Origin of the sequence: Intestinimonas butyriciproducens (assembly GCF_004154955.1) — a bacterium.
Lineage (GTDB): Bacteria > Bacillota > Clostridia > Oscillospirales > Oscillospiraceae > Intestinimonas > Intestinimonas butyriciproducens.
Window position 1 is genome coordinate 2,283,132 of the sequence record NZ_CP011524.1, and the last position, 12,179, is coordinate 2,295,310.

Annotated in this window: 13 protein-coding genes; 5 read left to right on the plus strand and 8 right to left on the minus strand. The window is 62.5% G+C overall.

Translation table 11 applies throughout. The features are described 5' to 3' along the window. Positions 1-52: 52 nt before the first annotated feature. The 6 genes from SRB521_RS11385 to SRB521_RS11410 form a co-directional block, all read right to left on the minus strand. Positions 53-475 carry a DUF2000 domain-containing protein gene (locus SRB521_RS11385; RefSeq protein ID WP_075703481.1) on the minus strand — a complete coding sequence of 141 codons (423 nt, stop codon included), beginning with the start codon at positions 473-475 and terminating at the stop codon, positions 53-55. Further along, positions 462-1,247: an EamA family transporter gene (locus SRB521_RS11390; protein ID WP_116721868.1), complete on the minus strand. Its 786-nt coding sequence runs from the start codon at positions 1,245-1,247 to the stop codon at positions 462-464. The genes SRB521_RS11385 and SRB521_RS11390 overlap by 14 nt, the downstream gene beginning before the upstream one ends. After that, complete coding sequence (locus tag SRB521_RS11395; protein WP_116721869.1) at positions 1,207-2,190, minus strand: helix-turn-helix domain-containing protein; 984 nt, start codon at positions 2,188-2,190, stop codon at positions 1,207-1,209. Before SRB521_RS11395 ends, SRB521_RS11390 begins: the two co-directional genes overlap by 41 nt. 38 nt (positions 2,191-2,228) lie before the next feature. Further along, positions 2,229-3,134 carry an NAD(P)/FAD-dependent oxidoreductase gene (locus SRB521_RS11400; RefSeq protein WP_306812355.1) on the minus strand — a complete coding sequence of 302 codons (906 nt, stop codon included), beginning with the start codon at positions 3,132-3,134 and terminating at the stop codon, positions 2,229-2,231. 75 nt (positions 3,135-3,209) lie between these two features. Beyond that, complete coding sequence (locus tag SRB521_RS11405) at positions 3,210-5,309, minus strand: sensor histidine kinase (RefSeq protein WP_075703478.1); 2,100 nt, start codon at positions 5,307-5,309, stop codon at positions 3,210-3,212. Positions 5,310-5,359: 50 nt separating this feature from the next. Further along, entirely contained in the window at positions 5,360-6,055 is a 696-nt protein-coding gene (locus tag SRB521_RS11410; protein ID WP_116721870.1) for a response regulator transcription factor, read from the minus strand. 232 nt (positions 6,056-6,287) lie between these two features. On the opposite strand from SRB521_RS11410, the gene SRB521_RS11415 reads away from it, so the two are divergent. Further along, complete coding sequence (locus SRB521_RS11415) at positions 6,288-6,914, plus strand: LysE/ArgO family amino acid transporter (RefSeq protein WP_075703476.1); 627 nt, start codon at positions 6,288-6,290, stop codon at positions 6,912-6,914. Positions 6,915-7,003: 89 nt separating this feature from the next. Further along, a complete protein-coding gene (locus SRB521_RS11420; RefSeq protein WP_058117228.1) occupies positions 7,004-8,389 on the plus strand; it encodes an MATE family efflux transporter in 1,386 nt (461 codons plus the stop codon). 180 nt (positions 8,390-8,569) lie between these two features. On the opposite strand, the gene SRB521_RS11425 is transcribed toward SRB521_RS11420, so the two are convergent. After that, positions 8,570-8,824 (minus strand): heavy-metal-associated domain-containing protein, encoded by a 255-nt coding sequence (locus tag SRB521_RS11425; protein ID WP_058117227.1) that lies wholly within the window; start codon positions 8,822-8,824, stop codon positions 8,570-8,572. 303 nt (positions 8,825-9,127) lie between these two features. Between SRB521_RS11425 and SRB521_RS11430 the strand changes: the two genes are divergently transcribed. Both SRB521_RS11430 and SRB521_RS11435 read left to right on the plus strand, forming a co-directional pair. After that, positions 9,128-9,709 (plus strand): RNA polymerase sigma factor, encoded by a 582-nt coding sequence (locus SRB521_RS11430; protein ID WP_227151457.1) that lies wholly within the window; start codon positions 9,128-9,130, stop codon positions 9,707-9,709. Then, positions 9,706-10,602 (plus strand): PepSY domain-containing protein, encoded by an 897-nt coding sequence (locus SRB521_RS11435; protein WP_083630847.1) that lies wholly within the window; start codon positions 9,706-9,708, stop codon positions 10,600-10,602. Before SRB521_RS11430 ends, SRB521_RS11435 begins: the two co-directional genes overlap by 4 nt. Before the next feature lie 86 nt (positions 10,603-10,688). Here SRB521_RS11435 and SRB521_RS11440 read toward each other — a convergent pair whose 3' ends face one another. Next, the gene (locus SRB521_RS11440) at positions 10,689-11,447 is read right to left on the minus strand and encodes an exodeoxyribonuclease III (protein ID WP_033116367.1); all 759 of its coding nucleotides are present in this window, start codon (positions 11,445-11,447) and stop codon (positions 10,689-10,691) included. Between the two features lie 154 nt (positions 11,448-11,601). On the opposite strand from SRB521_RS11440, the gene SRB521_RS11445 reads away from it, so the two are divergent. Next, a complete protein-coding gene (locus tag SRB521_RS11445) occupies positions 11,602-12,144 on the plus strand; it encodes a 4'-phosphopantetheinyl transferase family protein (RefSeq protein WP_075703474.1) in 543 nt (180 codons plus the stop codon). Positions 12,145-12,179 lie beyond the last annotated feature (35 nt).

Genomic DNA, 12,179 nt, shown 5'->3' on the forward strand with positions numbered 1-12,179 from the left:
GCCCCCGGTCCGAACCGTGCGTTCGGACCGGGGGCATCTTTTCATCCGCCGCTCACCGCAGCAGCGGCAGGTATCCGGTCAGCCTGTTTACCAGCTTCTTCTTCCCACACAGACACAGGCCCAAGTACCGGTGCTCCTCCTCCCGGGTCCGGGCGGCTTTCTCCAGATAGGCGGGATAGCTCCTGCAGCACTGGGCCACGTCAGAAAAATCGGCGCAGAAAACGCCGGCAAACCGGGGCTCCCGCAGCCGTTTCCGCAGGGCCCGCAGGCCGTCGGCGTCGATTTTCAGCACCGGGACAGGGCTGGTGCTGATCCCGGGGTGGAGGCCGCCGTCGCCATCCCGGGCATCCGGACCCACCAGCGCGGGATGCCGCTCCCCCAGCGTCATGCCCAGAATGACCGCGGCATTGGCCTGAACGCCCGGCGCCTGGTCCCCATCCAGCACCAGGACGCACTTGATCTCACTCTCTTCCAAATGAGGCCGCCTCTTTTCTCCGCCCGGGGAACTTTCCCTCGGACAGCAGTACTCCCGCCAGCGTGAGGGCCATGCCGCCCGCCATCTTGGGCGTAAAGGGCTCCTTCAGGATCAGGGCCGAGAAGAGGACCGTAATGAACGGCACCAGATAAATATAGACGCTGGTCCTCATCGCGCCCAGTACACTCACCGCCCGGTTCCAGGTGACAAAACACAGGGCGGATGCCCCCAGCCCCAGGTACAGCAGATTGGGCAGCACGCCCGGTCCCGCCAGCAATGCCAGCATATCTCCCAGCGGCTCCAGGCGCAGGTCCGCCCCCTGGAACGTGACCAGGCAGATGCCCCCCATCGCGGCGGCAAAGCCCGCAAAAAAACGGGCCGTGAGCCGTTCTCCATCCAGAAAGAGATGGGCCAGCAGGGCGGTAAAGACGGGGGACACCGAGACCACTACCCCTACGTTGGAGGCCAAGGTATAGGTAAGGGCCAGATTCTCCAGCAAAAAATAAAGGGGAACGCCGCACAGCCCCGCGGCGGCAAACAGCAGCTCTCGTCTCAGGCCCCCGGGCCGCAGCATCCGCGGCCGCACCATCACCAGGGCCAGGTAGCCCAGGAGAAATCGGCCGAACAGGATCTCCAACGGGGTCAGCGTATCCAGCAATACCCTGGTGGAGATAAAGGTGGTCCCCCAGATGAGGATGGTCACCAGGGCGCACACGTGGCCGCTCGTCTTCTCACTCACGCCCCCCACCCCTCTCCCGGAAGATGGCGGCATACTGTCCCGGCGTCAGGCCAATGAGCCGCTTGAACTGATTGGTCAAATGGCTCTGGTCGGAAAATCCCGCCTCCAGGGCGGCTTCCGCCGGCGCGGTCCCCGCCTCCAGCAGCCGCTTGGCCTCACCCACCCGGGCCGCCATCAGGTAGCTGTAGGGGGTGATGCCCCGCTCCCGGGTGAAGGCCCGGATGAGGCTGTACTTGGATCGCCCCGCCATTCGTGAGAGCTCCTCCAGAGAGACATGGCCGGTGCAGTGATCATCCAGCCAAGCACATAGGTCCGCCGTCAGCCGGGCTTCCTCCCCCTCCGCCGCTGCGGATCCTCCCACCGCGCAGCACTCCAGGATCTGGGAGAGCAGGAGAAGAAATGTCTCCTCCTTGCAGAACGCCCCTTTCCCCTCCATCACCATGCGGTGGAGGGACCGCAGCGGCGCGGTCAGTTCGCTCCGGCGCATCAGAGGTTCCCGGAACCGGGGTAAGGACGCCTCCCCCGTAATCTCCCGGACATACCCGGCCATTGTCTCTTCCGGTACATTGAGGCCGCCGTAATCCAGACTGCGCCCGTCTACAGGACGGCAGGAATGGACGTCCCCCGGCGCAAAGAGGAGCAGATCGCCCGCCTCCGACAGGCAGTCGGTGCCCCGGCAGATCGTGTGCTGGAGCCCCCGCTCGAGAAAGCCCAAGGTATAATACTCGTGAAAATGACCGGGGAAGATCTGGATGATCCCGCTGAAGTGATAGGCCTCCAGCCCCAGGTCCGGGTCATACCGCACTGTGCGCACGCCCTGTTCCATGGCTCTGTTCATCTCCCTTGCCTTGCAGGGATATGATACCACGCCCCGCCCCACCGGCTTGCAGGATATTGCAAAAAATTCTCCAGTGTCTGTCTGCACGGAGAGGGCCGGCCCCAAATAGGGCCGGCCCTCTCCGTCTTTCGAATCCATGCGCTCTCCTGCGCAGGCTTTTGCTTTCTGATCCGTTTTTACCGGGCTCCGAGATACTGCCCCGCCTTACTGGCGGCCATGGCACCGTCGGCCGCAGCGGTGACCAACTGCCGCAACTCCTTGGACCGGCTGTCCCCCGCCACAAAAACGCCGGGCACATTGGTGGCGCAGTCCTCCCCCGCCTTTACATAACCATACTCGTTGAGCTCCAGAGGGGGAGAAAACATGGCGTTGTCCGGGATGAGTCCGACCGCAGCGAATACCCCAGCCACATGGAGGATGCGCTGGTTCTCCGGCCCGCTCAGGCGCAGACTCTCCACCTGCTTGTCGCCCTGAATCTCCAGCACCCGGTGTCCCATGAGGGGCTTGACGTTCGGCTTGGAGGCCAGATTGTCCAGCAGATACTGCTGGGCGGTGAAGCTGTCCCGGCGGTGGATGAGCCAAACGGTGGGGCAGATGGAGGCGAGATAGATGGCGTCCTCCACGGCGGTATTGCCCCCGCCGACCACAGCCACGTCTTTCCCCTTGAAAAAGCTGCCGTCACAAGTGGCGCAGTAGCTCACACCCCTGCCGCCCAGGCGCTCCTCCCCGGGCACCTCCAGTTTCCGCCGGCGGACGCCGTTGGCCAGAATGAAGGTGCGGCCCTCAAAGATCTGCTCTCCCGCCCGGACCGTCTTTCTGTCCCCCCGGTCCTCAAAGCCGGTGACGGCGGCAAACTGGATCTCCGCCCCCAGCTCGGTGCACTGCTGGTAGAGCCCCATGGCAAAGTCGGGCCCCGAGATGGACAGGGTGCCGGGCCAGTTTTCCACGTGGGGGGTGGTGACGGCCTGGCCCCCGGGGACCCCGCCCTCCAGTACCAGCACGGAATGGCCCGCCCGCCGGGCATAGAGCGCGGCGGTCAGTCCGGCCGGACCCGCGCCCGCGATGACGATATCGTACAGCATAGTTTCCCCTCCACAGGTTTTCTGGTCGTTGTCAAATATAGTATATCCGATCCAGGAGGGAAAAGCAAAGGGATTTTAGCGCGTCGGCGTGGCCGTCAGGGCCCTGCACTCCGGGAAGCTCACCACTGCCTTGAAAAGGTCCCCGTCGATGTCCAGACGGAAGGTCCCTCCCTGGAGCTCGGTGAGGCTGCGGGCGATGGAGAGTCCCAGGCCGGACCCCTCGGTGGTCCGCGACTCTTCGCCCCGCACAAACCGCTCCATAAGCCGGTCCGCCGGGATATTCAGCGGCTCCCGGGACACATTTTTGACGGACAGCACCACATTCCCGTCCCATGCCTTCACATCCAGATAGACGCGGGTGCCCGGCATGGCGTATTTGACGCAGTTGCCCAGCAGATTGTCGATGACCCGCCAGAGGTGGCGCCCGTCGGCCTCCACATAGAGCTCGTGGTCCGGGGCCGTGCACACGGGGCTGAGGCCGCTTTTTTCAAACTTTTCCTCGTACTCCCCAAGGGCCTGATCCAGAAGCTGGATGAACCCCAGCCGCTCCTTATTCACGGTAAGGGCGCCGGTGGACGCCTTGGACGCCTCCACCAGGTCCTCCGTGAGCTTCTTGAGCCGCTGGGACTTCCGGTCCAACACCTCGATATACTCCAGCGCCTTGGGGTCCTCCACCCCGGTCTTTTTCAGGAGGTCCACATAGTTGATGATGGAGGTGAGGGGGGTTTTCAGGTCGTGGGAGACATTGGTGATGAGCTCGGCCTTGAAGCGCTCGCTCTTGAGGCGCTCGTCCACCGCATTCCCGATGGCGCTGCCCAGATCATTGAGCTGTCCGGCGTGCTCCCGAAGGTCCCGGTACATTTTTGCCGTGTCAATCTTATCGTCCGGCTCTCCGCCCACGATGCGTGCCGTCCCCTCCCGGACGGCGCGCCACTGGCGGGCCCACCGGCATAGCAGCCACAGCACCACGCCCTGCCAGACGGGCACCAGCACCACCGTGGGGATGGTGATGACGGTCATGAGCAGATAGAGGAGGAAGGTGAGCACAGGGCGGCGGATGACGCTCCAGTTGGCGGCCACCTCCCGGAAGAAGCGGCACACCCGGGCGCACAGCTGCCAGAGCACCGTATTCCGAAAGAGCCCTCCCGCCTTGCACCGCACGGCCAGCGTGTGGAGCAGGGCCAGGCACAGCCCGTCCGTGGCCACGGTGAACACGCCCAAGCCCACATAGGCAGTGGGACGCTGCCCTCCCTGGTTGATGCTGTATGTGATGGAGTCCCCCGCAGCCAGCAGGAGGGTGATGAGCACGACAAACAGGCAGAGGTACAGGTCCAGCGGGACCCGGTCCTGCCAATTCAGCACGAGGCCGTCCTGTCCCCGGCGGCGGCCCGCCGACCGGCAGAACGGTATGAGGAGCGCCACGGAGAGTGTCAGCGTCACGACCGCCGCCGCTGCGACGGCCGGGAGATACTGCTGAAACTCCATGTAGTCCCGGTAGTATTCCATAAAATAATCGTCCGCCGTCAGGGGCCAGCTCACCCCGCTCTGGGTCGTAAGGGTAGCCGCCTGGATCCGGGTGTCCATGGCAGAATCATAGTCCCACCAGTCCTCACCGTCGGAGCGCCAGCCGTATGCGTTATACTCTCCGGGCTGCTCGGCAGGCTTACACCGGACGTAGGTTCCGTCCGCCAGGTACACCATCTTGTCATAGCGTTCGCTCGCATCGTCGTAGACGCTGTAATCGTTCTGCACCAGATCGTCGCCCCGGATAAGGGTGTGCTCACTGAGCTGTACGGCGGCCGCCTGGTCCATGCTCTCCTCCTCGGGGAGATTGGAGCAGAGGAGCTCTCCCGTCTGGTCGTGTATCTCAAAGCGGTAATTGGTGCGCTCCGGAGAGAGCGCCTTGGCGAGGTTCTCCAGCCGCTGCTGGCTGGTGTAGGTCAGTTCTCCCTGCCACCGTTGGAGCTGGCAGAGATCCCGGACCTGGTCCACCATGTACTCATACTGTTTCATGGGGGCATAAATGCTGTGGCTGTGGATATAATCGCCCCCGGACCAGAGATTGTCCCACTGGGACGCCGTAAAGAGCCCCGTCCAGAAAGCCAGTGCGGTGGTCACCAGGCACAGGAGGGTGAGGGCCGCCCGCCCCTGGGGACTGGTGAAGCGGATTTTCATGGAATCACTCCTATTCAGGGTTGGAGCCCGGCGGCTCCCCGCGGTGGGGGCTACACCTTCTCCATCTTATATCCCAGACCCCAGACCACCTTGATGTATCTGGGGTTGGCCGGGTCGATCTCGATCTTCTCCCTTAGATGACGGATGTGCACCGCCACGGTGTTCTCCGATCCCAGAGAGGGGTCGTTCCACACCAGCTCGTAGATCTGGCCGGTGGAGAAGACCCGGCCCGGATTTTTCATCAGCAGGAGCAGGATGTTGTACTCGATGGGGGTCAGGGACACGCCCTCCCCATCCACGGTCACGGACTTGGCGGCGTCGTCCAGGGCGATGCCGCCGTTGCGCAGGACCCGGGAGGTCTCTTCCTTCCGCTGGCCCCCCAGCGTGGTGTAGCGGCGGAGCTGGCTTTTTACCCGGGCCAGGACCTCAATGGGGTTGAAAGGCTTGGTCACATAGTCGTCCGCCCCGATATTGAGGCCCAGGATCTTGTCCGCGTCCTCGCTCTTGGCTGTGAGGAGGATGATCGGGACATTCTTGCTCTCCCGGAGCTTGGCGGTGGCGCGGATCCCGTCCATGTGGGGCATCATCACGTCCATGAGGATGAGATGGATCTCCCGCTCCTCCACGATCTTCAGCGCTTCCAGTCCGTCGTAAGCGTGATAGGTCTTGTACCCGTCGCTGGTGAGGTAGATGTCCAGGGCGGATACGATATCCCGGTCATCATCACAGATGAGAATGTTGTACAACAAAATCACTCCTCCTGTTTGTTATCCTACCAGCCGCTTTTTAAGCCGCAAGGTGGAAAAGGTTTAAGAAGTTCTTAAGAGAGGCGCCGCCGCCCTCTCTGGGTAGTATACCACATTGCCGCGCCGGCACCAAGATGGTCGGCTTTGGTTGGTTCCCCCCGCAGCCTTTGGACGGAGACAACCCACCCGCCGCCGTGTTAAGATCATCCCATCTTGTAAAAGGAGCGTGCCTATGGAAGCTTATCTACAGGGCCTCACCATGGGGCTAGCCTACGTGGCCCCCATCGGACTGCAAAACCTCTTCGTCATCAACACCGCCCTCACCCAAAAGCGCAGCCGGGCCTATCTCACCGCTCTCATCGTCATTTTCTTTGACGTCACGCTTGCCTTTGCCTGCTTTTTCGGGATCGGCGCCATCATGCAGCGCTTCGAATGGCTGCGCATGGCGGTCCTCTTGGTGGGCAGCGGTATCGTGATCTGGATCGGGATCGGCCTGCTCCGGGACAGGGGGCCCGAGGACACCGCCGCCGATGTGGATGTCCCCTGGGCCAAGGTGGTCACCACCGCCTGCGTCGTCACCTGGTTCAACCCCCAGGCCATCATCGACGGCACCATGATGCTGGGCGCCTTCCACGCCGCCCTTCCCGCCGGAGAAAGCACCCGGTTCATCCTGGGCGTCACTTCTGCCTCCTGCCTGTGGTTCACCGGCGTCACCACCGTGCTCCAGTTGGCGGGCCACCGCTTCAGCCGGAACGTGTTACGCATCATCAACCTCGTCTGCGGCAGTGTCGTCATTTTTTACGGCGGAAAACTCCTCTGGTCCTTTCTTCAGGCGGTCCTTCCTCTCCTCGGCGCATAATTCTCTCTTTTTTGCCCTTATTGTTGCATGTTCAACTATTCCTATGGTATACTGTTGAATAATAAACTGAACATGGGAAGTGACCATCTATGTCCATTTTCCGGCAGCCGGAAGACAAGTTTGCCCGTATGACCCAGACCCCCATCCCGACTCTGGTGTCCACGCTGGCGGTACCCACCATCATCAGTATGCTCATCACCTCGCTCTACAACATGGCCGACACCTTCTTCGTAGGCCAGATCGGTACCAGCGCCACCGCCGCCGTGGGCGTGGCTCTCCCGCTGATGGCCATCATCCAGGCCATCGGCTTCACCTTCGGCCAAGGCTCCGGGAACCACATCTCCCGGCTTCTGGGCCAGCAGCAGCGGGAGGAGGCGGAGCACATGGCCTCCGTCGCCTTTTTCTCCGCCTTTGCGCTGGGGGCGGTGCTGGGTGTGCTGGGCACCCTGTGGCTCGATCCGCTGGTCGATCTGCTGGGCGCCACCGCCACCAGCGCCGGATACACCAAGGACTACGCTCGATACATCCTCATCGGCTGCCCCTTCATGGTCTCCGCCCTGGTCCTCAACAACCAGTTCCGCTTTCAGGGAAACGCCGTCTTCGGCATGGTGGGCATCTTTTCGGGCGCCGTGGTCAACATCATCCTGGACCCCATCTTCATCTTTGTCCTGGATATGGACACCGGCGGCGCCGCCCTGGCCACCATCCTCAGCCAGTTCCTCAGCTTCTGCCTGCTGGTGGGTGGCACGTTCCACGGCGACAATCTTCCCCTCTCCCTCCGGGCGTTCCGGCCCACGGTGGAGCGGTACTCCAAGATCATTTCCGGGGGCCTTCCCTCCTTCTGGCGGCAGGCCCTGGCCAGCGTGGCCACCATTCTCCTCAATGTGGCCGGACGGGAATTCGGCGGCGGCGATGTGGCCGTGGCGGCCATGAGCATCGTCTCCCGCATCACGATGTTCGCCGGTTCGGCGCTGGTGGGCTTCGGGCAGGGCTACCAGCCGGTGTGTGGCTTCAATTACGGGGCCAAGCTGTATGGCCGGGTCCGGGAGGCCTTTTTCTTTTTCTTCAAAGTGGCCGCCGTCGGAGCGCTGATCCTGGCGGCGCTGGGCTTCCTCTTCTCCCCCCAGTTGGTCGCCATCTTCCGCCGGGACGATTCCGAGGTCATCCGCATCGGCGCCACGGCCCTGCGGATGCAGTGTGTCACCTTTCCCCTGATGGCCTGGTTCTTTCCCACCAGTATGACCTTGCAGACCACCGGCCTCTCCTTAAAGGCCTCCGCGCTGGCCATGTGCCGACAGGGGCTTTTCTTCCTCCCCTTTATTCTGACCTTGCCCCGCCTCTGGGGTATCCCCGGCATTCAGCTCAGCCAACCGGCGGCGGATCTGTGCTCTTTCCTGGTGGCCCTCCCCATGGGGCTCGGGGTCCTTCGGGACCTGCGTCTGGCCCAGGAGGGACTGGAGGCCCAAAAGGAGTGACTTCAGCCCGGATCACCGGCGCTGCTCCGGGAGAGGGTGCCCATCTACTTGAGCCGCCGCCTTCCCGGACCTTATTCCCCGCACAGAGAGGCCCCTCCCCCCTGTTGAAAAGGGGGAGGGGCCTCTCTGTATTCTCTCTGTCCGTCCTCGCGCCTCTATGATGCGGCACCGGCGATTTGCTTATCTTCCAAAGGAAAAGAGCCCTTTCTTCTGATAGGGCTCGCTCCGGATGGACGATACCCGATAGCCAGTGGCGTCGATCACCTGCCGCAGCGCCTGTTCATCGATCTCCTGCTCTGTGAGGATGACGGTCTGATTTTTGCTGTGGGATGCGCTCACCTTTTTGACATCAAACGCCTTCCGGACCGCCTCATTGATGTGCGACTCACACATGGAACAGGCCATACCTTCGATCTCCAGGGTCACTTTCGTCATATTTTGGATCTTCTCCTGATCTTATCTGTGCTACGGACCGTGCAGTTAGTTTAAACTAACTGCATTATAACACACTCCACTCCCCCGCCGGAGACAAGCGGTCCGGCTGAATATTTTTCCTCCGGGATCGTCCCATTCCGGCCAAATGGTGCAAACAGGGCTGCGCCTGCGATAAAAACGCCTTTTGTCCCGTTATTTTTTTGCAGCGCGGCTCTGCCGACACCGCCTTTCCTTCTCCCGGCAATTATGATATGATAAAAGAAAAGGCATCCCATTCCAAATTTTAAAGAGGAGGAGCGGCGCGTGTTTCTCGTGATGACCATGGAGTCCCTTGCCCGGCGGGAACGGCCCGAGCAGCGGCTGGACGAGGGGCTGCTGGGCCGGGTGGGCCGGGGGGATCTCACCGCCTTGGAATCTCTCTACCTTCAGACAGAAAAGGCCGTCTATGCCCTGGCCCTCTCTATCCTCCGGAATCCGGACGACGCCCAGGATGTGACCCAGGAGGTCTACCTGAAGGTCCGGGCGGCGGCTCACCTGTATGTGCCGCAGGGGAAACCGCTGGCCTGGCTCTTCACCATCACCCGCAATTTGTGCCGGGACCTCCAGCGTGTCCAGGCGCGCACCGGGCAGGCTCCGGACGGCCTGGAGGATGACGTGCGGTTCTCCTATGTCTCCGATCCCACGGACCGACTGGTGCTGGAGGCCGCCCTCAAGACTCTGGGAGAGGATGAGCGCCAGGTGGTGCTGCTCCACGCCGTCTCCGGTCTGCGGCACCGGGAGATCGCCCGGGACCTGGGTCTCCCGCTCTCCACAGTGCTCTCCCGGTACAGCCGGGCACTCAAAAAACTCAAGCGCTGTCTTTCTGAAGAGGGGGTGCGCCTATGAAACGGAAGATAGAGACCTCCCTGCGCCGGGCCATGGACCAGCTCCCGCAGCCCGATTACTGGACTGTGGCGGAGGCCCCGGTCCAAAAGATGGAGGTCCACGACTATGTAACCCGGCAGGATGTCTCCGTCCGCCCCGTTCGCCGCCGCGCGCTCCCCTTGGCCCTGGCCGCCTGTGCGCTGGCGCTTGCTGTGGGACTTTATTCCTATTTTCGGTTTTTCCAGATCTATTCCGTGGTAGATCTGACGGTAAACCCATCTTTCGCCCTTGCGCTCAACCGGGGGGACCAGGTGCGGAACGTGACCGCCCTCAACGGGGATGCGGAGGCAATCCTGGAGGGCCGCTCCTACCGGGGCTGGACTCTGGAGGCCACTGTGGAAAATCTGTTGGACGGGTTGGCCGCCCAAGGATATCTCACCTCTGCCGACGATGCCGTGGATGTCGCCGTGAACAGCAAAGACGCCGACCACGGCCGGGCGCTCCGTGAGACCGTGGAGCGCTGCGTCGCCGAAAAGCTCTCCGGGTTCTCGCAGCCGGATGTTCCCGCCCCCTCTCCTACGTCCGAAACGGCGGCCACACCCGTGCCGACTCCCATCGCAACCCCCTATTCCACGCCTGTTCCCACACCCGCCGCAACGCCCGTCCCGACGCCTGCTCCCACACCTGCACCCACGCCGACTCCTTCCCCGCAGCCCACGGCCCCCCTCTCCGAAGAGGCGGTGGGGGATATCCTCCGTCAGCGCCTGCCGGAGGCCGTACTCAAAGAGCTGGAGTTGGACGAGGACGACGGCCGGTGGATCTACGAGGCCAAGCTCCGCCACGGCGATCTCAAATATGAAATCGAGCTGGACGCCTTTACCGGTGAGATTCTCAAGTGGGAAGAGGACGACTGAACGCGAGCCGCTTAGGGCGCGCCTCCGGTGGGACCCGCTCCGCAAAAAAGAGCTGTGGCTTTGCCACAGCTCTTTTTATCCGGTCTTCAGTCCTCCCTCAGGGTCAGGGACACCGGGCAGTGGTCGCTGCCCAGGACATCGGCATGAATCTCCGCCTTTTCAATGCGGTCCCGGAGCCGGTCCGACACTAGGAAGTAGTCGATGCGCCAGCCCGCGTTCTTCTCCCTGGCGTGGAAGCGGTAGCTCCACCAGGAATAGGCCCCTGCCAAATCAGGATAGAGGTAGCGGAAGGTGTCGGTAAAGCCGGATGCGAGCAGCCGGGTCATCTTGGCCCGCTCTTCGTCGGAAAAGCCCGCGTTCCCCCGGTTGGTCTTGGGATTCTTCAGGTCGATCTCCTCATGGGCCACATTCATATCCCCGCAGACCACCACCGGCTTTCTCGCGTCCAGGGAGAGCAGATAGGCCCGGAAGGCGTCCTCCCACTCCATCCGGTAAGGGAGACGCGCCAGACCGTCCTGAGCATTGGGGGTATAGACGGTGACCAGATAGAGCTTCTCCAGCTCCAGGGTGATGGCCCGCCCTTCTCCCACATGGGCCGGATCTCCGATGTCGTAGGACACGGAGATCGGCTCCCGCCGGGTGAAGGCGGCGGTGCCGGAATAGCCCTTCTTTTCAGCGGAGTTCCAGTACTGGAAATAGCCGGGCGTCTCGATCTCGGCCTGATGGGGCTGCATTTTGGTCTCTTGCAGGCAGAACACGTCGGCGTCGGCCCTCTGAAAATAATCAAAAAAACCCTTTTTCGCGCAGGCCCGCAGGCCGTTCACGTTCCAAGAGACGAGCTTCATGGAAAAGTCCTCCTTCGCATCCAGTCGTGTGTGCTACTATTTTACACGATGGGGCGCGGAATTACCAGATAGAGACCGTCTTTTTACAGAAATCCGGTGGGGCGTGGATAAGAGGCATGCTAAAATGGGTATAACGAATGGGAGGTCATATCCTGTGACACGTCTTTTTGCCGCACAGGCGGCGGAGGATGGCGCATCCATCTCCGCCGCTCTGCTCGCCGGGGCCGTGCGGGCGGTCTGGCGCCTGGAAGCTCTCCCGGAGACGGCGCTCGGCCCCCTGGGCAAGCCCTTTTTCCCCAGCCATCCCGCGCTCCACTTCAATCTCAGCCACAGCGGTCCCTACGCCTTCTGTGCCCTCTCCGACGTGCCGGTGGGGGTGGATGTGGAACGGCTGCGCCCCCGCCGGGTGGCGCTGGTCAAACGCGCCCTGTCGGAGGAGGAATCCGCCTGGTACGTCTCCCGCGGCCGCCGCTGGGAGGACTTCTACACTCTCTGGACCTGCAAGGAAGCACGGGTGAAGTGCCTGGGCACAGGGCTGATCCAGGCCCCCGCCTCCATCTCCGTTCCCCTTCTGGATTCGGGCGCGGCCGCCACCCTGGACGGTCTGGTTTTCACCACTTATGCCGGAGAGGGGTACCGGGCCGCCCTGTGCTCCCCCACCGACACGGCGGCGCTGGAGTGGTTCACTTTTTCTTAATCATAACTTAATAATGGACCCACTGTTTTCTAAAG

Coding starts and splice junctions, on each gene's coding strand:
- SRB521_RS11390 (WP_116721868.1), bottom strand. CDS start 1,247: ATGCCGCCATCTTCCGGGAGAGGGGTGGGGGGCGTGAGTGAGAAGACG.
- SRB521_RS11395 (WP_116721869.1), bottom strand. CDS start 2,190: ATGGATTCGAAAGACGGAGAGGGCCGGCCCTATTTGGGGCCGGCCCTC.
- SRB521_RS11400 (WP_306812355.1), bottom strand. CDS start 3,134: ATGCTGTACGATATCGTCATCGCGGGCGCGGGTCCGGCCGGACTGACC.
- SRB521_RS11405 (WP_075703478.1), bottom strand. CDS start 5,309: ATGAAAATCCGCTTCACCAGTCCCCAGGGGCGGGCGGCCCTCACCCTC.
- SRB521_RS11415 (WP_075703476.1), top strand. CDS start 6,288: ATGGAAGCTTATCTACAGGGCCTCACCATGGGGCTAGCCTACGTGGCC.
- SRB521_RS11420 (WP_058117228.1), top strand. CDS start 7,004: ATGTCCATTTTCCGGCAGCCGGAAGACAAGTTTGCCCGTATGACCCAG.
- SRB521_RS11425 (WP_058117227.1), bottom strand. CDS start 8,824: ATGACGAAAGTGACCCTGGAGATCGAAGGTATGGCCTGTTCCATGTGT.
- SRB521_RS11435 (WP_083630847.1), top strand. CDS start 9,706: ATGAAACGGAAGATAGAGACCTCCCTGCGCCGGGCCATGGACCAGCTC.
- SRB521_RS11440 (WP_033116367.1), bottom strand. CDS start 11,447: ATGAAGCTCGTCTCTTGGAACGTGAACGGCCTGCGGGCCTGCGCGAAA.